Consider the following 19,538-nt stretch of genomic DNA (forward strand, 5'->3'; position numbering starts at 1 on the left):
CTCGCCAAGAACGGCGGAGTACGGCCGACCGTAGTGGGATTTAGTTAAGTCGGTAGATTGCCAACTCGTCTCTCGTTGCCTGCGTCAAGATCTCCTCGGCTGCGGCATCTCCGATGACGGAGGCGAGCGTGATACCGGGATGCGCTACCGCGATGTACAAGCCAGGTGTCTCGGAATAGCCGACTTTTGGCTCGCCGTCTGCTGCCATTGGCCGCCACCCGATCTCCGCGCTCAGCACGGCTGCTTCCTGCGCGCCTTTGAATGACTTCACGAACAGACGGCGCGCGTCCATGCCAACCTGCATCAGGTCTTCCATCGAAGACTCGGTGTTGTAGTCGAGTGGGATGAGCACAGTGCCATCGACATCCTGGCGCGCTTCGAACATATCGTTCGCGACAATTCCCCGGACGAGGCCTGGGGAAGCACCGAGACGCACCATAATGGCGGGGCTCGAGATCATCGGCAGGCTTCGGCCAGCTGTCGCGCAGAGGGCTGTCGACCCGATGCCGGCGGCCACGACCACCGTGGAGGCATCCAGCGTTTCCGAGCCAAGCTCGACACCGTCGACGGTGTCACCACGGGAACTGACCAATCGCGTGACGGGCGTACCAAACCTCACGGATGCACCATTTTCTTGCGCGGCACTGATCAGCTTCTCGGTGGCGCGGACGGGGTTCAGCCACCCGTCGTCCGGACGAAACTCCGAGCGAGCCGGCGCTGACGTCAAGTTGGGTTCGCGAACGGCCGCCTGACCATCGCCGGTTCCGACGCTAGAGAAATGCTCACCCCAGACGAGGGCACCCGACCAATGGACTTCGAGTCCAGGAACTTCTCGTGCGAGGCGTTCCCAATGATGGCGGCCGAGCGCGCGCAAGTCACCTGCAGGGCTGAAATCACCAGGCATACGACCTATCCAGCCGAAGGAATGCCTCGTGGCACCGGAGCCGGGCAGGCCGGCATCGACGAGTGTGACATCCGCGCCACGAGCGGCAAGGTGATAGGTGATCGATGCGCCCATAATTCCAGCGCCAATCACGATCACCGGATGCGTCGACATGCATTTCATCATAGTTGTGACGCTACTCGCAGAGCCGGTCGGTGCGCTGACCTACGACTCACCGGCCCGATCAGGAGCTCCCGCACCACCGTCTGCCGGAAGATCCAACGCAGGATCGCCTTAGCTTTGGCGCCCTCTAGAGTAGAAACGAAGCGGTGGTGCGTTGATCGGTTGTGACTGCCGTGTCTTTGTGAGAGAGCTCATCAAGGGTTCCGGCGCACCCAATTAGTATGTCGCGAAAGCCTCCCGCCTGGTGTGGAGTGTGTGTTGTTTCCGGCCTGACTACGCAGCAACTGACGCTGAACGGTAGAACGATGACCTCGACCCAGTCGTCCGAGAACGAAGTATGGATACTGACGCTCGACGGAGACCCCGTCATCGGAGTGTTCGATAGTAGGAAGGCGGCGGACGCGGCTGCAGACCTCTACACGAGCACGTGCCAGGGTACGGAGGTGAACTATACGGCCTACACGATGAATGTGCTCGTAGGTAGCTGGCCCAACGGCGAGTAAGTCGCAGGTACGCGAGACAATGGGGACATGGGAGCCGGAGACTTTGATCTGACGATGGACGAGCTACGAGCGGTCGTTCGGTTCGCCTCCGACTGCGCTCGGGAGCTACTTCCTGACTTCGAAGCCGTCGCCCCTGCCGACACACGGCCCCGCGAGGCGATCGACGCGGCGCTCATGTTTGCCGACGGCGCTCCACGCTCGAATCTGCAACGGACGGCCGCATTCGCGTCGCACCGCGCAGCCAAAGGAGTCTCCGAGGAAACCGCCCGGCTTGCGGCACTCGCTTGCGGCGACGCGGCAGCGGCTGCCTACCTGCATCCAATCGCGAAAGCATCGCAGGTCGGCCACATACTCCGCGCCGCCGCCTGCGCCGCGCGGGTGGCCGAGCTGAGAACAGGAACTACGGACGGTGACACCGTTCGCATTCTGGTCGATCGGGCGGCTCCACCATTGCCCGAGATACTTCGTCGATATCCGGCAGTGTCGCCTGGTGGCTCCCGAGTATCACAGCTTATGAGCGCACTCGACTCAGCGATACGGAACCGGAACTAGGGACCGAAATCGTTTCGCCCACACGCCAGAGCACCCCGGCACGATTGGCACCGTGCCGGGTGCTCTGGTTTGCGTGGGGGATCCTCCTACCGTCCCCTCCGTACGCGCCCTTCGTCCCACACGGGGACGTCGGACTCGGTGACTTCGCCGTCCTGCCCGAAGATGAGGAAACGGTCAAAGTCGCGGGCGAACCAGCGGTCGTGGGTCACGGCGAGCACGGTGCCGTCGAACGCGCGGAGTGCGCGCTGAAGAGCCTCCGCCGAAACGAGATCGAGGTTGTCGGTCGGCTCGTCCAAGAGCAGGAGGGTGGCCCCGCTCAGCTCAAGGAGCAGGATCTGGAGCCGCGCTTGCTGCCCGCCGGATAGCGCTTCGAACGTCTGCTCCGAGGCCTCGGCGAGCTCGTAGCGGGCGAGCGCCCGCGCCGCCTGCTCGCGGGGGAGCCCCTGTCGGTGATCATCGCCGCGGTGGAGGATGTCGAGGAGCGTGCGTCCGGCTAGGTCCGGCCGTCCTTGGGTCTGCGCGAACCAGCCAGGGCGCACACGGGCCCCGAGTTTCGCGGTGCCCTCGTGGAGCACCGGTTCGATCACCACATCGTTTCCGGGCAGATGCTCCGTTTCGGGGTCGCTGCCGCCCGCGGCGAGCAGTCGAAGGAGGTGGGACTTGCCAGACCCGTTGGAACCCAGGACGGCGACCCGGTCGCCGTACCAGACCCCGAGATCGAACGGGAGCATCAGCCCCGTCAGCTCGAGCTCGCGGCACACGATGGCTTTCTTGCCCGTGCGCCCGCCCGTGAGTCGCATCACGAGATCCTGTTCACGGGGTTGCTCCTCTGGCGGCCCTGCCGCTTCAAAGGCGAGACGTGTTTGTGCGGCCCGGTACCGGCTCGCCATATCGGCGTTGTAGGCAGCCTTGTCCTTGTACATCTGCACGAGGGTCTTGAGCTTCTGGTGTTCCTCGTCCCAGCGCTTCCGAAGCTCTTCGAGTCGGGCAAAGCGGGTGTCCCGAGCCGTGTGGTAGCTCGCAAACGAGCCGGGATGTGTCCACGCCGTATTGCCTGCGGCGCCCAGCTCCAGCGTGACGATGCCGGTAGCGCTGCGCGCGAGCAACTCGCGGTCGTGGCTGATGAACAGCACGCTCTTGTCTGAGGCGCGGAGGCGGTCCTCCAACCAGCGCTTTCCGGGCACGTCGAGATAGTTGTCCGGTTCGTCGAGGATGAGCACGTCATCGCCGCCGCGCAGCAGCGCCTCGAGAGCGAGCCGTTTCTGCTCGCCTCCCGACAGTGAGGTCAGCGCTCGATCACGGCACCGATCGAAGGGGATGCCGAGCGCTGCGATCGTGCAGATGTCCCACAGCACCTCCATCTCGTAGCCGCCCGCGTCGCCCCATTCGGAGAGCACGCGGGCGTAGCTCATCTGGATGGCCTCCTCACGAAGTGGATCGGTGTTCTCGAGCAGCGCGTCTTCTGCACGCTGCACCTGCTTCGCCGCCGCCCGAACGATTGCGGGCGCGAACGAGAGCAGGAGCTCATGCACAGTGCCCGACGCGAAGAACTGCCGCATCACGCCGACGGTGCCGCCGCGGGAGACGACGCCCTCGTCGGGGGTCACATCGCCGACGATGATGCGGAGGAGCGTGGATTTCCCGGCGCCGTTCGCGCCGATCAGGCCGACTTTCGCGCCGTTGCCAACACGGAATCCGACGTCGCTCAGGAGTGGCCGGCCATCGGGCAGCGTATAGCTGATGCCGGTGAGTTCGAGGTGGGACATATGGGTACTGCTTTCTTCCCCGGAATGGTGGGGACGAGGGGTCCGGTGGGAATGACGTGCGTGCAGAAGGCACCGTTCCGCTCGTTGGGTCGCGTGCGCGTGCGGCGGGCTGATCCCGAATCGTCCGGGATCGCCGAGCATGCGGCAAGAAGAGGGTGGCCACGAGGCCTCCTGTACGGCGAGTTCCGAGCGATGCGAGCGGTCGGAGGTGGTCTGACGGGGTCAGGAAGGGTCAGAGAAGACACCCTCCGGGGAGAACCCTGCGCGGATGAGACGCAGGCCCGTTAACCAAACGACAGGCGGTACACAGAACGACCATATCGCGAACGTCGGTTCGATCGCGAGGCGCCGTGTCCACTTTGGGAACGACGGTCGGGTCGCTTCCAGCTGCAGCCGCCGAGTGATCCCTCGCGGCGGAGTGTGACCAATTGACAAGCTGGCATCGCGGTCGCTCCTCGCACTTCGTGGTGAAGAGGCGCATCGTCGAAGCGACCCTGCCAGACACCAGAGCGCCCTGCCTCGGTTATTACCGTGACAGGGCGCTCTGTCAGCTGCTAGCGGGGCCTAGTTCCGTCTAGAACGGGTTCTCCGTGTCGATGTTCTGATCACCTGGGTCTGCAAGATCCAGGAGGAAATCGTCGACGGACGTTTCCTTGTGCTCGATTCAGAACTTTGCCCGATTGATCCTGCGCGCGAGCGTCGTGACCTTCTCGTCGTACTCGTCCTCAGCCATCCGTTCCGACTGCACGAGCTCTTCGTGCAAGAGCCGCAGTGCGTCGTAGCGCAGTGAGGTGCCATAAGGGATCTGCTTCTCAGAGCCCTGCAGCAGTGGCATGTTCATTCGCTGCGCATCATCGAGGGCGGTTCGCAGACGAGCCGCGCGGGAGGCCTGAACTTCCGCGGAGACGGGCTTTGCCCGTTGCCGAGCGGTGGAGGGTGGCGTTGCGTGGCCTGCAAAAGGAGCCAGTATTCCGCGCCGGAGTGCATCCCTCCGCTCTCAGCAACAAAACCCCGGGGCTTGGAGGGCGCAGACGTGATCTCGGAAGCGCGTTTGACGTGAGGATCTACGACCTGATCGGCAAACAGCGGACCGAGATGTCTCGACCACTTCAAGTAAAGGCTCCCACCGCACACGCAATGGGAGCCGAAGGAGTAGGGCGCGCGGGACTGGCCCCCTTCGGCATCGGTTCGGACGAGACCCGTTCGAGCCTCCATCTCGGACGGATGCTCACCGCGTTAGAGGGCGCCGCCGACTCCACCCTTGAAGACGCGGTGCGCGGGGCGCTCGAGCGCATAGACCGGGGGAGTACTCGAGATATCACCGCACGGCTCGCTCACCTGCTGCGCACGGAGTACCGCATCGACCCTGACACGCTCGACGCCCCAGATCATCTCCGCAGTGCCGACACGGTGCACCATATTTCCGGCCTCATCGAACTAGCCCCCAACTTCGGAGATCCCGATTTCGGTCAGGCCCTGAAAGATCGTGAGCTCGCGATTCAGTTCCGGGCTGAGCCCGTCGTCGACCGCGCGATCGCAGACAACGAACCGTGGCTCGAAGCGCTCGGTGTGCAGCTCCCCGGCGCCGAAACAGAATGGTGCTGGCGCGCCGTCACTGTCGCCAGCTTTCGTGACTTGTACGGCGTCGACACCGACGATCGGCTCGGTCGCGAACACGCCCATGCACGCAATCGGGAACGTGACCGTCAAGTTGCATCGGTAGCGATTGCAGGTCAGGGAGTATCGCTTCGTGGGCGCCTATCTGCGGGTACCGCGGATCGTGCGGGCTCGCCCTTTGATTCCCCGTTGCGGTCCTCCATCGGACTTCCTATTGGAGGAGATGTCCCTGCGAGTCGGTTCCGTTACGGTCATTGATATGACTCTTTCGCGGGCTTTGAAAGCAGGTGTCCTTCTGCTCTTCAGTGCATCGCTCTTTGGGTGTGCACCGAAAGGTGTTGATGTCCCCGAAGGATTTGAAGACCTTCCCGGCTGCTCGTTGGTGAAGATCAAGATCGAGGATCTTGCCACTCGCGGAGCGCCAGGTTGCGACCTTGAGGGCTCTGAGGTGATTGCGCCCGATGGTCTGGTGCTTGAGATCGGTTCCGTAGGCGACGTGACCGAGTTGTCGTTCTCGTCCTCAGACACGAGCGCTGAACGAACCTTCATGATCGTCAACTGGGGAGTCCCAGGAGTAGCAGTTTCGGCTACGCAAAGAGAATCTCAAATATGGGCTTCCACGCCTGAAGCTGAAAAGCTCCAGAAGCGTCAACTGATGCTCTAATCAGTGCCTGAGATGGTCCTTGAAAGTCACACCGGTATGACGGTGCCCCGTGCTCAGATACGTCAAGCACGGGGCCCCGAATTAGCTCCTAGACGCCTGCCATTGACTGCGAGTAGCTGTCCCGTGGGCAAACGCCCGTGTGGCAGCCGAAACCTAGCAGTCCACGCAACGCCGCGGGCAACCAATACATGCCCGGAGCGTCGAACGTCTGGAAGCTAAAAGAGATCTCGTGATTCGGCACCAGGAAACGCTAGCCGGTCAACTGGGCAGGTCCGTTCAGCAAAGGACTGTCCAGGTATCTGGCATTCACTTTTCACATCAGGCCACCGCGCACTGATATCGCCGATCGGGCCGCGTTGCGCACGAAATCTCGCTGTCGTTGCAGCACTGCGCGCGCTGCCGCGACATCGCGTGCGCCGAGTGCTTCTGCGTAGCCGGTGAGCAACTCATGGCCGAGTTGCTGCTGCCAGAGCCGATCATTCAGGGTGGGGAGCCAGGCGGCTGCGACACTGCACTGCCGAAACCGCTCACCGAGCTCTCGGGAGCCTGAAAGAGCGACGACCGCGGCATGAAAATCGAGATTGCTCTCGAGGAACGACTCGAGCTCGTCGGCGGTGTCGAGGGGGAGTGCCGCGAGCTCGCGGGAACGCTCCACGAGCCGATCGACGTCGGTGGAGTCGGCGTTACGAAGGTACTCCTCGACGACGCCGATCTCAATTGCGAACCGCGTTCGATAGAGCTCGTCGACCGACTCAGCGGTCAATGGGGCAACGCGGAATGTGCCGTCTTCCTCATCTCTTGCCACGAGACCGGCGGTACTCAAGCTCACGAGCGTATTGAAGACCGCAGTCGTGCTGATTCCGAGGTCTGAAGCCATGAGTTCTACATCAATCTCGCCGCCAATTGGTACGGCGCGCTGCAGGATCCAGCGTCGCGCCGAGGCGAGAGCGGATCGCTCGCGAGCACCCGCGAACTCGCCGAATTGTCCCCGGTAGTAGGTCAGTGGTTCTCCAGGCTCTACTGAAGCGGTCAGCACTCGCCCAAAAAACACGGTGTGCGTGCCGCCAACGTGCGTCTCGGTAATCTCACACTCGATCCCCGCGAGCCGGCCCTCCAGAAGCGGGAGATCCGCATCACCGAAATCGACGGTGACCCCGGCAAAGCGATCCTCAAGTGGGCGCGCGAAGCGAACGGCAAGCTCGCCCTGCTGCGCCGAAAGGATACTCGCCGCGAACCGACCCGTGCGCATCAGCGCATCGTGGGTGCTGCTGGAACGGTTGAGGCACGCGATTACCATGGGTGGGTCGAGTGACAGTGAACTGAACGCCGACACAGTAGTGCCGTGCAAGTGCTCACCCTCGGCGGTGGTGATAATCGTCACCCCCGAGGCGAAGTGGCCGATGACGCTGCGAAACGCGACATCGTTGACCGGGGTGAGAGGAGAGGACTGCTGTGTCATAAGTGCGCCTTTCATGAAGGGGCGAGTGTGGATAGGGAAAAGCAAGGACTAACTGTTTACAGCGTGTCCATCCGCGTATGGCTGTGCTCGCGGCCCGAGCATGATCTTGCCAAGCAGGCCCTGCAGAATCATGCGCTCGGGGGGCGAGAGCGGGGAAAGCCAGTCCTCGATTAGCGCCTGGTGCTCGGCATGCGCTCGTTCGACGAGCTCGATGCCACCGGGGGTGAGCGTCATCATGATGGATCGAAGGTCGGTGGTGGAGTCGCGTGTGGCGACGAGCTCTTTCTTCTTGAGCCCCTTCATCGTGGTCGAAACGGATGCACGGCTCATGGCTGTCGACGTGGCCACCTCGTGCGGTTGCTGCGATCCTGAGACCCACAGCGAGAAGCAAACGCGGAACTCAGTCCAGGACAATCCGGCGGGGCGGAGGACCTCGTTCTCGGCATCGTCCATCATGAGGCGATTGATGCGCCGAAGAACGAGACCGGTTGCCGTGGCATCCTCGAGGCTCGCCTCGGGAAACCGGGAACGAGCGCGGTGACGAGCACGCTCAAGGAACGAGCCGAACCGATCGTTCGTATGCGCCTCAGTTGCGGTCTCATCGGTTTCGCTCATGGTGGGCGTCTCGCTTTCAGTTCGCAGCGGGACCGGCTGCCCGCTGATAAATCATCCTAGAACATCCATGTTTGAACTAACTTTACACTGGAAATCGTTGCAATCAAGCCACATTGGTCGAAAAGCCTAGTGAAAGTAGTTTGGAGATTGACTAAATATCGAATTCGGTGATAGCGTCTCGTCAGGCCCGAGAGCGGGGCGCCAAACGGCGGCCACGCTCAGGTTGGTCCCCGCACTGTCGCGTTCATCGAAGGAGCCCCATGTCGACCTCATCCCCCGATCCGCTGGTCACGGAGTTGCTCTTCCGAGTAGAGCGACTCGAAGCAGCGCAGCAGATCGCTGAGGTGCACAACGACTACGTACGAGCCCTTGCAGACCGCGACTGGGATCGCGTCGCTGATCACTACACCGATGACGCTTACTGCGACATTCGCAATCACGGCGTACACCGAGGCCGCACCGAGATCCGGAAGATGTTCGCCGATGACCTCGAGCACGTTGTGCGCACCCGAGACGGGTACATCCTCTCTTCTCCGGTAATCACCGTCGACGGCGACACTGCTACCGGAGAGTGGATCTGGCATCGGCTACAAAGCGACTTCCACACCGCCCTCGGCACGATTCGCGTTTGGGGACCCTGGTCTGAAGGCAAATACCGCTGTGAGTATCGCCGCGTCGGATCGAGGTGGAAGATCTCGAAACTCTGGTTCCGGGTCCACGCTCCCGACTCGGACGACGAACTGCTGGCGGCGAAGCAGGACTCTCGTGTAGTCGGCGCGCTCCGACCGCTCGCTTCCTGACCCGCGCTCGCTCCGAAACGATGCTCTCGAAAGGCACACCATGACCCGCCAGATGACGCTGACGACCTTTCTCCTGCCACTCGGCTACCACCGCAACAGTTGGCGTTTGCCCGGTAGTTGCGCCGAGGACGTACCCGGGCTCGACTTCGTGGTGTCGCTCGCGCAGATGGCCGAACGAGCGAAGCTCGATGCGGTCTTCTTCGGTGATGTCTCACACGCGAACGGTGCAATGCGGGGGGATACCATGATGAACGGCTTTTACGAGCCGATGACGGTGCTCTCGGCGATTGCCGCACGGACCTCGCGGATCGGGCTGATCGGAACGATTTCGACTTCGTTCACCGAGCCTTATAACGCCGCCCGTCAACTCGCGGCCCTCGACCATCTGTCGGGCGGACGCGCGGGCTGGAATGTGGTGACATCGACCGACGGGTTCGCGAACTTCGGTCTCGCTGAGATGCCCGACCCCGTTGAACGGTACCGGCGCGCGCGTGAGTATGTCGAAATCGTCAATGCCCTGTGGGACAGCTGGTCGGACGACGCGGTCGTCGTGGACCGGGATGGAGGCCGGTGGCTCGACCCGACGCGAGTGCGTCCCATCGATTTCTCCGGCGAGTTCTTCTCCGTCGCGGGCCCGCTGACCGGGCCGCGCTCTCCGCAAGGGCGACCCGTGATTGTGCAGGCGGGCTCATCGGGCCCGGGGAAGGCGCTGGGAAGTGCGATTGCCGACGCAATCTATACGGCGCAACCGCACTTGCCGACCGCCATCGATTTCGCAAGTGAGCTGAGAGGTCTCGTCGCAGACGCGGGTCGCGACCCTGAACGTGTGAAGATCCTGCCCGGAATCGTTCCGGTGATTGGTGACACCCTTGCTGAGGCCGAGGAGATCGCTGCCGCACTCGGAGAGATGTTGGATTACGACCAAGGCCGACGTCAGATCGCGGCCGATTTCGGCATCCAACTAGGCGACATCGATCTGGACGAGCGCATTCCCGAGGAGCGTCTCCCCGACCCGGGTCAGCTAAGCAGCCGACAGAACATCTTCCGCAGCAAGGCAGTAGAAGGCGGACTCACGCTGCGTGAGCTCGTTCTCGATCGAGCCCGTTCGACGGGGCACCAGTGGATCGTCGGTACGGCAGCAACCGTCGCCGACCGCATGCAGCAGTGGTTTGAAGTGGGAGCCTGCGACGGCTTCAACCTCAATGCACCGTACAACCCCGGCGGATTCGAACGGATGTGCGCGCAACTCGTTCCCGAACTGCAAAATCGCGGGCTATTCCGCACCGAGTACTCTGGCGAGACCCTGCGTGAGCACCTCGAGCTGCCGCGCCCCGATGTCCGCTTTTCGACCAGCGGCGATAACAGATGAACGGCATCATCACACGGCCCGGGGTTGACCCGTTCACGGTCACCGGCAAGCCGGCTCCTCCACCACTCGCGCGCGAACGCCTCTCCAGGCACGGATTGCGAATCGAGAAGGATCTGCCCGTCGTTCTTCGCGATGGTGTGACGATCTATGTGGACGCCTTTCTGCCGGAAGGTGGCGACCCGGTCCCCGTGCTGCTCGCTTGGGGGCCGTATGGCAAGCACTGGATCACGGATCGAACCTTCCCCGGAGCCGACGTCGATCCCGAATGGATCTCACCACTCACCGGCTTCGAAGCACCTGACCCGGTGTTCTGGTGTGCGAACGGCTACGGTGTGTTGCTCGCCGACCCTCGAGGGCTCTGGCATTCAGAGGGCGTCTTTCCGCACAACGGACCGCAGGAGAGGGACGATCTGTACGACACCATCGAGTGGATCGGCGCGCGCGAGTGGTGCACCGGGTCGGTCGGAATGCTCGGCGTCTCCTATCTCGCCGGGAGCCAGTACCAAGCTGCTGTCGCAGGCCCGCCCAGTCTCAAAGCCATCAGCCCCTGGGAGTGCTTCTCGGACTGGTACCGAGAGTTCGCGACACATGGCGGGATCCCCGAGACCGGATTCCGGCCCCGCGTGGCCCAGAACGTGTCGTATTCACTCACCGCCACGGAAGATCCTCAGGCCAACATTATCGCCCGGCCACTCGACGATCCGTACTACGCCGAAAAGTACGGCCCGCTGCACGAGATCGCGGTGCCCGCCTACGTGGTGGCGTCGTGGAGTGACCACGGGCTGCACACGCGCGGGACGTTGAATGCGTTCTCAGCCATGGGTTCCGCGCAGAAGTGGCTTGAGGTGCACGGGCAGAAGAAGTGGCGTCACTTTTACGCCCCCGAGAGTCGCGCGCGACAGCTCGCGTTCTTTGACACATTCCTGAAGGGGGAGGATCGCGGGATACGCGATTGGCCGCGCGTGCACCTCGAAGTGCGCGATGATCCGCGTGAGCAACGCTCGACGTGGCGGACCGCGCCCGCATGGCCACCGTCAGAGCATCACCGGTCGCTCTTCCTTCACGCGGGTAACGCCCGGCTGGTCGAGTCGCCTGCACCGGAAAGTGAAGTGCAATTCGATCCGCGCGCGGAAACGGCGCAATTCAGCTACGTCTTTGAGCGTGATACGGAGTTGATCGGACCGATGTCGCTTCGCCTCTGGCTGCGGGTCGATGATGCGAATGAGGCCCCAGCGAACCCCACCCTCGACATACTCGACGCCGACGTTTTCGTTGCAGTGGGTAAGCTCAACCGCGCGGGTGACGAAGTGACCTTCCCAGTGAATGCCCTCTTCGACGATGGTCCTGTAGCGCTGGGGTGGTTGCGGGCAAGCCACCGCGCAATCGATGCCGTGCGCTCGACCGCGCTCGTGCCCTGGCATCCTCACACCGGCGAACAGCCGCTCGAACCAGGTCGGCCCGTTTGCCTTGAGGTTGAGATCTGGGCGCAGGCGACGCGCTTCGCGGCGGGTGAGACGCTGGTGCTGTCGGTCCAGGGGCGTGATTTCCTCGTGCGGCCACCCGCCGCTGGAAGGCCACCGCTGCAGATCCTGCACGAAGAGTTGCGCACACGGGGACGATGGACGCTGCTCGCGGGCCCCGAATTCGACAGTCGCCTGCGGATCCCGATCGATGTTCCGGCAGGCGCCGGCAAAGAAGGGTGAGGATCGCCGTGTTGCGTTATATCGCGGGAAGGCTTGCCGCATCAATCGGAGTGCTCTTCGCTCTCTCGATCCTTTGCTTCTTGATCGTGCGACTGATTCCCGGCGATCCAGTCGCGAACATCGTCGATACCGACTCGGCCACGCCCGAGCAGATCGCCGCGATCCGCGAGCAGTTGGGCCTCAACCGACCGTGGCCCGAGCAGTACCTCACTTGGCTCGGGGGCCTGCTCACCGGAAACCTCGGCCGCTCGCTCACCATGCCCGTACTCCTGCAGGAGCAGGTCGCGAGCCGTCTACCGGTAACGATCGAACTCGCATTGATCGCGACGGTCATCGCCGTGCTCTTTGGACTAACGTTCGGCACCGCGGCGGCATTCTGGCGAGGCCGCGTTCCCGATGTCTCCATTCGTGCCCTCGCGTTCTTACTGATCTCCCTCCCTGAATTCATCGCGGCGACGTTCGTGGTGGTCGTAAACTCGTTCACCCTGCGACTTCCGCTTCTCGGTTACCAGAGCTGGGAGCAGAGTGCAACCGGCCACCTCGCATCGCTGCTGGTGCCGGGGATGCTGCTGGGACTCGGCAGCGGCGCCGTGCTGACACGCTACGTGCGCAATTCACTCCTCGACGCGCTTGATCAGGATTACATCCGGACGGCGAGAGCCAAGGGAGCATCGCAACTAAGACTCGTGTTCGGGCACGCCCTGCGCAATAGCCTCATCCCGGTCGTCACCGTCGTCGGAACGACAATGGCGCTGCTCATCGGTGGCACCATCGTCGTCGAAAACGTGTTCACGCTGCCCGGTATGGGAACCGCACTGATTGCCGCCATGAACACCAGCGACTACCCCGCGATTCAGAGTTACGTCGTGATTCTCGGGGCGTTCTACGTCCTGATCAACCTGCTGGTCGACCTCAGTTATCCAATGATCGATCCGAGAGTAAGGCTGGTGAAAAAGTGAACATCACAGCACTGCGACCGAGTCGTCGCGCAAGCCGGCGCGAGGGGAACTGGGAACTTCGGATTGGATTGGGGCTCTTCGTTGGCCTCGTGCTCTTCGCTCTCTCGAGTCTTCTGCCTGGTGTCGACGCGGAAAGCTACGGGCCCGACGCACTCTCTGCTCCGTCTGCGCAGCACTTGCTGGGAACCGACAACCTCGGCCGGGAGATGACTGCGCGCCTGTCAACGGCCGCGCTCGGTGGGCTGCAACTCGCGGTCGTCGCGACGCTGCTCGCAGCGGTAGTCGGAATCGGCCTCGCGCTGATCGCCGGCTACTTCGGTGGTATCTGGGACAGTCTCATTATGCGCGCCACAGATCTGGTGCTCTCGATCCCCGGTCTGCTGATGGCCCTGGTTATCAAAGCGATTCTCGGACCCGGCACCGTCACCCTGCTTCTCACGATGACGGTTCTCTTCGCGCCCGTGCTGACTCGAATCATGCGCGGTCCAATACTTGCGATCAAGGAGCGAGGCTTCATCACGGCGGCTGAGATTGCAGGCCGGTCGCGTTGGAGCATCGCCGTCAGCCATATCCTGCCGAACGTGGCCACCCCGCTGCTGGTGACAATGGCCGGGGTAGCCGGCCAAACCGTGCTCGTCGAGGCAACCCTGAGCTACCTCGGACAGGGTGTGCAGCCACCGAACCCCTCGGCAGGCCGCATGGTCAACGAGTTCCAGAAGTACATGCTTACGTACCCCTACCTGATCGTGCTGCCTTCGCTACTCATTCTCCTGCAAGTGGTCGCCTGGAATTTGCTCGCCGACGGGCTGCAAAAGTCGATTGGCAGTGGGACCACGCGCCGACGCAACGTCCTCATGGCAATGATCGCGCTGCTCGCAGGGTCGCGACCCGGGCGGGCGGCACGCCCGCGGAAATCCGAGGACGAATCGCCTCCGCAGCGCCCCACGACTCGCACCATCCGTACCCAAGAAATGGAGTAATCTCCCATGAAGAAACGCATGCTACTTCGAGCCGGCATCGGCGCCGCGCTCGCTGCGATGCTCACACTCACTGCCTGTAGCGGGAACCCTGATGCCGCATCCCAGGAGAGTCCCGCCAGCGGGGGAGTGCTGCGCTACGGCGTCGATTCCCTCCCCGTGACCGGTGGTCTTGACCCGGTGAATGGAACGCAGCCGCTGGCCAATCGCATCGTGCTCGCGCAGATGTACGAAACGCTGCTGACGGTGGACGATGACGGAACACTTCAGCCGGGCATCGCGACCGACTGGGACGCCACCGATGGGAAAACGTTTGTCTTCACGATTCGTGATGACGTCAGCTTCGCCGATGGGACGCCGCTTACAGCGGAGGACGTCGCGTATTCGATATCCCTGGCCGCACCGGGAGCGCCAGATCAGCTCGCGGGGTTCCGCGAGGCCCGAGCAACCGATGATGGGAAAGTCGAAGTGCAGTTCGATGAACCCAACGGTGCGTTCCTGCCGATCGCGTCAGCGTGGTCGGGGATGTTCATTTTCAGCAAGGATTGGTACGAGACTACTTCCGAAGACGAGCGCATGCGCTCCGCTAACGGGTCTGGAGCGTTCGCGTTCGAGAGCTGGGAGGACGGGGTCAAACTCATCCTGAAGAAGAACGAGGGGTACCGCGACGCCGACAAGGTCAAGCTCGACGGCATCGAATGGGTGCAGGCGAGTGACAACTCCGCTCGTTTGGCGATGCTGCAGCAGGGTCTTGTAGAGGCCGCTGACATCTCCGATCCGGTCATCGCCGACCAAGCGAAAGCGGCGGGTTTCGTGCCTGGCGCCTCTCCCGCGCTGCGCAATATGAATCTCATGATTTCGGCAGCGGGCACGCCGCTCGAGAACATCGATGTGCGCCGCGCTGTCTCGCTCGCCATTAATCGTGAGGAGCTCATTGAGGTGGGTATGGGTGGTCAGGGTTCGCTGGCTTTGCCCGTGCCGCCCGGCGATCCCCGCAAACTCGACGAGGAACCCGCTGATGCGCCCTACTACCAGTACGATCTCGCAGAGGCCAAGCGGTTGATCGCCGGCTCCGGCTACAGCGACGTCACGATCGACCTGACCTACGCCGGCGACATCAGTGCGGCTGACGTGCCAATGCTCGAGGTTCTCAAGGAGCAGCTCAAGCAGGCAGGTATCACCCTGAACCTCAAGGCCGAAGCGTGGTCGAACATCACCGCGGTCTTCGGTGGCGCGCCGGCCCCGTCCGGACTGCTGCTGATCCCGATGATCGCGCAGTCCGACGTCAGCGGGTACTTCGCAGCGACCAGCGGCAGCGTGCTCGATTTCTGGGGCGACAATCCCGACGCTCAATCTGCGCGCGCACTTGTGCAGCAGATGATCCACGAGCCCGACGTCGACAAGCGACGCGCGCTCGTGCAGCAAGCTACCAATGAAATCACGGACAAGGTACTGCTGCTGATCCCGGCCTCCAGCGTGATGGGGTACGAGTACCTCTCGCCAAAGGTGCAGGGCTATACCCCTGACCCGTTCATGGGAAGGATCAACCTGAAGAACGCGTCAATCGAGCAATAGGCGCGAACGACGTGGTGATGGGGTTTCCGCGCTTCGGCGGAAACCCCTCGAACCAAGGATTGAGAGCAATGAACCAGCAGCGCACACTCCATATCGAGGGCCTCAGCGTCGCCTACCAGCCGGGCAGCCCGGTAGTCGATGACGTTTCTCTTCACATAGCGCCGGGCGAGGTGGTGGGCGTAATTGGAGAGTCGGGATCGGGAAAGTCGACGATTGCTATGGCTGCGATGGGGTTATTGCCTCCGCAGGCGATTGTCACGGCTCGACACCTCGAAGTCGCAGGCAACGAAATGCTCGGAGCTGGGCCCCGGGAACTGCGCAACCTGCGCGGCCGGGTGGCGTCGATGGTGTTCCAGGAACCCATGACTGCGCTGAACCCCGTCATGCGGATCGGGGATCAGATCATCGAGGTGATGTTGATTCACGGGCTCGCGGGCCGACGCGCGGCTCGCGAGCGTGCGCTCGAGTTGCTCGAACTCGTTCGCATGCCCGATCCGCACATTCGGATGCGGCAGTACCCGCACCAGCTCTCGGGCGGTCAACGCCAGCGGGTCATGATCGCGATTGCTCTCGCCGGAGACCCCGCGCTGCTGGTGGCTGACGAGCCGACGACCGCGCTCGATGTGACGGTCCAGGCGCAGATCCTCGACCTCCTCATGGAGCTAAAAGACCGGCTCAACCTGAGTATCCTGCTTATCTCGCATGACCTCACCATGATCGGGGCGAATTGCGACCGCATCAACGTCATGTACCGGGGGAAGATCGTCGAACAAGGGCCACCCGCGAAAGTGCTCAGCAATCCGAAACATGCATACACGGCAGCCCTCGTGCTCTGCGCGCCAGGGCCGCACATCCCGCCCCGAAGCCGATTGAGCGTGGTGAGTGAAGCGATGGCTCCCAACGCGGATACAGTCGATGTGCCGCCCGAGGTGCTGACTTACGAGCCAGATCCCTTGCAGCCCGAAACCTTCCTAAGCTTCGACGCCGTAACGAAGGAATACCGGGTGCCTCCGTTTGGCCGCGTCCAAGCACTCAAAGGGATTTCTCTCGGGTTGCGCCGCGGGGAGACATTCGGTGTCGTCGGCGAATCAGGCTCTGGAAAGAGTACGCTCGCTCGCCTTGCCCTGCGCATTGAATCCCCAACGAGCGGAGCGGTGCGCTACGACGGGATCGACATCGCGCAGTTGCGCGGTGCGGCGCTGCGCGAGCATCGCCGTCGGGTGCAGATCGTGTTTCAGGATCCCAATGACACGCTCGACCCCCGGCACCCAGTGGGGAGGTCGATCGGTGAACCGCTGCGCGCCCAGGGTGCGCGGGCCAATGAGATCGAGGAGCGTGTGCGCGCGTGTCTGAATCTCGTCGCTCTCCCGGCCGAGGCAGCGGAGCGTTACCCCCGGGAGTTTTCGGGCGGCCAGCGTCAGCGCATTGCCATCGCCCGCGCACTTGTGACGGACCCCGAGCTCATCGTGCTCGATGAACCGACCAGTGCGCTCGATGTGTCGGTGCAAGCCCAGGTTCTGAATCTCCTCGCCGATATCCAGGCACGCACGGGGGTCACCCTGCTTTTCATTTCGCACGACCTTGCCGTGATTCGTCACCTCTCGCATCGCGTTGCCGTGATGCGGCATGGTGAGCTAATCGAATACGGCGACACTGCAACCATCTTCTCTGCGCCACGCGAGGAGTACACCCGTCAGCTGTTCCAGGCTGCGGAACCGCCACAGGGAAGGAATGCCGCGTGATGTCATCTCCAGATACTGAGTTCGACCTGATCCTCACGGCCAAACGCATCGACACGGGCGAGCACGGTCCCACCGGTGTGACCGCCATCGGTGTGCACTCAGGTGAGGTCGCCGAGTTGGGGAGCGGTGATGACGCGGACCGCTGGCGACTCAGCGAGAACGGCGAGCACCACCACTTCGCCGGGGCAACGGTCAGCGCCGGGCTTTCTGATCCTCATACGCACCCGGTGCATGGGCTGCTCGGGGTGCGCGGGATTGACCTGGGGGAGGTGCGAGACACTGATCAACTGGTGTCGGCGCTCTCGGCAGAAGCCGCACGCCTCAAAGCGAGTGAGTGGATTATCGGGTGGAACCTCCGACCAGAAGCTTTCGCAGGCGATCCCGCACGCGAGCCCCTCGACCTCGGCAGTCCCAAGAATCCCGTATTCATTCGCCTCTTCGACTTCCACGCTGCCGTGGCGAGCAGTCTGGCGCTTCAAGCAGCAGGTGTCTTCGGAGCAGCGGACCTCCCTGGCACCGCCGAGGTGGTGCTCACTCCTGACGGCACGCCGACCGGATACCTCAAGGAGTTTGCTGCCATGAAGCTCGTAGAGAGCGCCGCCCCCGTGCAAAGTGTGCGGGAGCGGGCGGATGCCCTGTTGGCACTGTTCCAACAGATGGCTGCAACAGGGATTACCTCCACGCATTCACTCACCTACGATGCGAGCTGCGCCGAAACTCTGGAGCTCATTGAGTCGGAAACCGAGCTGCCGCTACGCGTCCGGTTCTCCCCCGTCTACCGTAACGAGGTGCGAGACGGCGACTACTCGTATGACGAGATCATTGCGTTGCAGGGTCATGGGGGTCGGAACTGGTCGATCGAAGGCGTCAAGTTCTTTTTGGATGGAACGGTCGAGAACGGCACGGCATGGCTGCAGGAGGCCGACGCGCTCGGCGAGTCGGTACGATCCGTTTGGGACGACCCCGAGCGCTACTCGGAGGCACTGCGGGCATTCCACGCCGCTGGCATCGCCTCGGCCACGCACGCGATCGGAGACGCTGCGGTGCGGCATGCGTTGGACGTCATCGCCTCGCTTCCGACTTCTGCAGACGCCCCAAGGCACCGCATCGAACACGTCGAGATCGCTGACGACGATTTGGTGCGCGAGTTTGCTGAGAGTGGAGCCATCGCGAGCATGCAGCCCGGAATCTCGATCATGTCGTTCGGCGCAGACGGCTCGAACCACTTTATGCATCGCCTTGGTGACCGCCACGAGCAGATCGCGCGCGTTCGATCATTCATTGAAGCGGGTGCAGTGGTCGCTTTCGGATCGGACTGGCCGATCGGGCCTTCCGACCCGCGAGTGGTGATGGCGATGGCGCGCACCCGCCGCGCTTTGGGCGGGGATATGGAACCATTGCTACCCGATGAGGCGGTCACTGCGCGACAGGCGCTCGCGGCCTATACCGAGTCGGTGGCGAAAATTTACGGCGCGGATGGCGTAGAAGGTGTCATTGCCCCAGGCGCTCGTGCTGACCTCACCGTGTTTGCCGCTGATCCCTTAACAGCACCCCCCGAAGAACTTGTATCGATTGCGGTGAAGGCGACATTCGTTGCGGGGCGCCGCGTGTGAGGCTTTGCTCACGCCGGGGCTACCGGGCGCCCCGTGCGCCCATGCGGCGCTCGGAGCTACCCAGTAGAGTCACAGCCCGTGGTCAGGCAATACGCGTGATCTTGCGGTCCTGCAGGGTGTAGGTCATCTCGCCCTTAAGGTGGATCACTTCTCCCCGGGTGTATGAGCGCAGCGGCGAGTCGGGCCAATCCCGGGTGACCTCGATGGTGTTTTCGACTAAGGCCCGGATGTGGTGCTCATCGGCCGCCAGAACCGTGCCCCTCACCCGCTCAGTAAAGTGCTGCCACGCGATTCGGTAAAAGGCGAAGAATGCTTCCCGCCCATCGAGGTCCTCCATGTCGCCTCCCCAGTCGAAGTAGATCTGGGGGGCCAAGAACTCTTCCAGCCCGGAAAGGTCTTGGGCATTGAATGTCGCCAAGTAGTTGTCGTACCAGGCTTGCAGAGACTGGTTGGTCATGTGGACCTCCTCGATACGTGAATACCCAGTGTCTCACGTTTCGTGGGAAACTCATGGTTTTTACATAGAACTTACATATATTGTTCTTAAGTTAAGGAAGG

Annotated in this window: 19 protein-coding genes and 1 pseudogene; 11 read left to right on the forward strand and 9 right to left on the reverse strand. The window is 62.7% G+C overall.

Features of this window, described 5'->3' with window-relative positions; genetic code table 11:
- Window positions 1-40: 40 nt before the first annotated feature.
- The gene (locus JSQ98_RS02955) at window positions 41-1,057 is read right to left on the reverse strand and encodes an NAD(P)/FAD-dependent oxidoreductase (RefSeq protein ID WP_211648301.1); all 1,017 of its coding nucleotides are present in this window, start codon (window positions 1,055-1,057) and stop codon (window positions 41-43) included.
- Window positions 1,058-1,371: 314 nt separating this feature from the next.
- Here JSQ98_RS02955 and JSQ98_RS02960 point away from each other — a divergent pair, with 314 nt between their 5' ends.
- Window positions 1,372-1,569: a hypothetical protein gene (locus JSQ98_RS02960; protein WP_211648302.1), complete on the forward strand. Its 198-nt coding sequence runs from the start codon at window positions 1,372-1,374 to the stop codon at window positions 1,567-1,569.
- A gap of 54 nt (window positions 1,570-1,623) precedes the next feature.
- Window positions 1,624-2,121, forward strand: a complete 498-nt coding sequence (locus tag JSQ98_RS15345) for a putative immunity protein (RefSeq protein ID WP_346728807.1) — start codon at window positions 1,624-1,626, stop codon at window positions 2,119-2,121.
- Window positions 2,122-2,207: 86 nt separating this feature from the next.
- Here the strand turns inward: JSQ98_RS15345 and JSQ98_RS02965 are convergent, their stop codons facing one another.
- The 4 genes from JSQ98_RS02965 to JSQ98_RS02980 form a co-directional block, all read right to left on the reverse strand.
- Window positions 2,208-3,887 carry an ABC-F family ATP-binding cassette domain-containing protein gene (locus JSQ98_RS02965; protein WP_211648303.1) on the reverse strand — a complete coding sequence of 560 codons (1,680 nt, stop codon included), beginning with the start codon at window positions 3,885-3,887 and terminating at the stop codon, window positions 2,208-2,210.
- 664 nt (window positions 3,888-4,551) lie between these two features.
- Window positions 4,552-4,728 (reverse strand): hypothetical protein, encoded by a 177-nt coding sequence (locus JSQ98_RS02970; RefSeq protein WP_211648305.1) that lies wholly within the window; start codon window positions 4,726-4,728, stop codon window positions 4,552-4,554.
- A gap of 395 nt (window positions 4,729-5,123) precedes the next feature.
- The gene (locus tag JSQ98_RS02975; RefSeq protein ID WP_211648307.1) at window positions 5,124-5,306 is read right to left on the reverse strand and encodes a hypothetical protein; all 183 of its coding nucleotides are present in this window, start codon (window positions 5,304-5,306) and stop codon (window positions 5,124-5,126) included.
- A gap of 18 nt (window positions 5,307-5,324) precedes the next feature.
- Window positions 5,325-5,597, reverse strand: a complete 273-nt coding sequence (locus JSQ98_RS02980; RefSeq protein WP_211648309.1) for a hypothetical protein — start codon at window positions 5,595-5,597, stop codon at window positions 5,325-5,327.
- 166 nt (window positions 5,598-5,763) lie between these two features.
- On the opposite strand from JSQ98_RS02980, the gene JSQ98_RS02985 reads away from it, so the two are divergent.
- On the forward strand, window positions 5,764-6,168 hold the full coding sequence (locus JSQ98_RS02985; RefSeq protein WP_211648310.1) for a hypothetical protein: 405 nt from the start codon (window positions 5,764-5,766) through the stop codon (window positions 6,166-6,168).
- A gap of 313 nt (window positions 6,169-6,481) precedes the next feature.
- Here the strand turns inward: JSQ98_RS02985 and JSQ98_RS14955 are convergent, their stop codons facing one another.
- The 3 genes and pseudogenes from JSQ98_RS14955 to JSQ98_RS02995 all read right to left on the reverse strand — a co-directional run bounded on the left by JSQ98_RS14955 (window position 6,482) and on the right by JSQ98_RS02995 (window position 8,242).
- On the reverse strand, window positions 6,482-6,997 hold the full coding sequence (locus JSQ98_RS14955; RefSeq protein WP_346728808.1) for an FCD domain-containing protein: 516 nt from the start codon (window positions 6,995-6,997) through the stop codon (window positions 6,482-6,484).
- Window positions 6,998-7,201: 204 nt separating this feature from the next.
- Window positions 7,202-7,642 (reverse strand): annotated as a pseudogene (locus JSQ98_RS14960) (flavin reductase family protein); the annotation flags it as partial.
- 33 nt (window positions 7,643-7,675) lie between these two features.
- Window positions 7,676-8,242 carry a MarR family winged helix-turn-helix transcriptional regulator gene (locus tag JSQ98_RS02995; protein ID WP_211648312.1) on the reverse strand — a complete coding sequence of 189 codons (567 nt, stop codon included), beginning with the start codon at window positions 8,240-8,242 and terminating at the stop codon, window positions 7,676-7,678.
- A gap of 260 nt (window positions 8,243-8,502) precedes the next feature.
- On the opposite strand from JSQ98_RS02995, the gene JSQ98_RS03000 reads away from it, so the two are divergent.
- The 8 genes from JSQ98_RS03000 (at window position 8,503) to JSQ98_RS03035 (ending at window position 18,980) form a co-directional block, all read left to right on the forward strand.
- Complete coding sequence (locus tag JSQ98_RS03000; RefSeq protein ID WP_211648313.1) at window positions 8,503-9,042, forward strand: nuclear transport factor 2 family protein; 540 nt, start codon at window positions 8,503-8,505, stop codon at window positions 9,040-9,042.
- Window positions 9,043-9,082: 40 nt separating this feature from the next.
- Window positions 9,083-10,411, forward strand: a complete 1,329-nt coding sequence (locus tag JSQ98_RS03005) for an LLM class flavin-dependent oxidoreductase (RefSeq protein WP_211648314.1) — start codon at window positions 9,083-9,085, stop codon at window positions 10,409-10,411.
- Window positions 10,408-12,114: a CocE/NonD family hydrolase gene (locus JSQ98_RS03010; protein ID WP_211648315.1), complete on the forward strand. Its 1,707-nt coding sequence runs from the start codon at window positions 10,408-10,410 to the stop codon at window positions 12,112-12,114. The genes JSQ98_RS03005 and JSQ98_RS03010 overlap by 4 nt, the downstream gene beginning before the upstream one ends.
- A gap of 8 nt (window positions 12,115-12,122) precedes the next feature.
- On the forward strand, window positions 12,123-13,073 hold the full coding sequence (locus JSQ98_RS03015; protein ID WP_211648316.1) for an ABC transporter permease: 951 nt from the start codon (window positions 12,123-12,125) through the stop codon (window positions 13,071-13,073).
- Window positions 13,070-14,053 (forward strand): ABC transporter permease, encoded by a 984-nt coding sequence (locus JSQ98_RS14965; protein ID WP_211648318.1) that lies wholly within the window; start codon window positions 13,070-13,072, stop codon window positions 14,051-14,053. Before JSQ98_RS03015 ends, JSQ98_RS14965 begins: the two co-directional genes overlap by 4 nt.
- 126 nt (window positions 14,054-14,179) lie before the next feature.
- A complete protein-coding gene (locus JSQ98_RS03025; protein WP_211648320.1) occupies window positions 14,180-15,625 on the forward strand; it encodes an ABC transporter substrate-binding protein in 1,446 nt (481 codons plus the stop codon).
- Window positions 15,626-15,693: 68 nt separating this feature from the next.
- Window positions 15,694-17,367, forward strand: coding sequence for a dipeptide ABC transporter ATP-binding protein (locus tag JSQ98_RS03030; protein ID WP_211648321.1), 1,674 nt, complete (start codon window positions 15,694-15,696; stop codon window positions 17,365-17,367).
- The gene (locus tag JSQ98_RS03035; protein ID WP_211648322.1) at window positions 17,367-18,980 is read left to right on the forward strand and encodes an amidohydrolase; all 1,614 of its coding nucleotides are present in this window, start codon (window positions 17,367-17,369) and stop codon (window positions 18,978-18,980) included. The genes JSQ98_RS03030 and JSQ98_RS03035 overlap by 1 nt, the downstream gene beginning before the upstream one ends.
- A gap of 82 nt (window positions 18,981-19,062) precedes the next feature.
- Here the strand turns inward: JSQ98_RS03035 and JSQ98_RS03040 are convergent, their stop codons facing one another.
- The gene (locus tag JSQ98_RS03040; protein WP_211648323.1) at window positions 19,063-19,437 is read right to left on the reverse strand and encodes a nuclear transport factor 2 family protein; all 375 of its coding nucleotides are present in this window, start codon (window positions 19,435-19,437) and stop codon (window positions 19,063-19,065) included.
- Between the last annotated feature and the right edge of the window lie 101 nt (window positions 19,438-19,538).

Origin of the sequence: Leucobacter manosquensis (assembly GCF_018304845.1) — a bacterium.
GTDB classification, from domain to species: Bacteria; Actinomycetota; Actinomycetes; order Actinomycetales; family Microbacteriaceae; genus Leucobacter; species Leucobacter alluvii.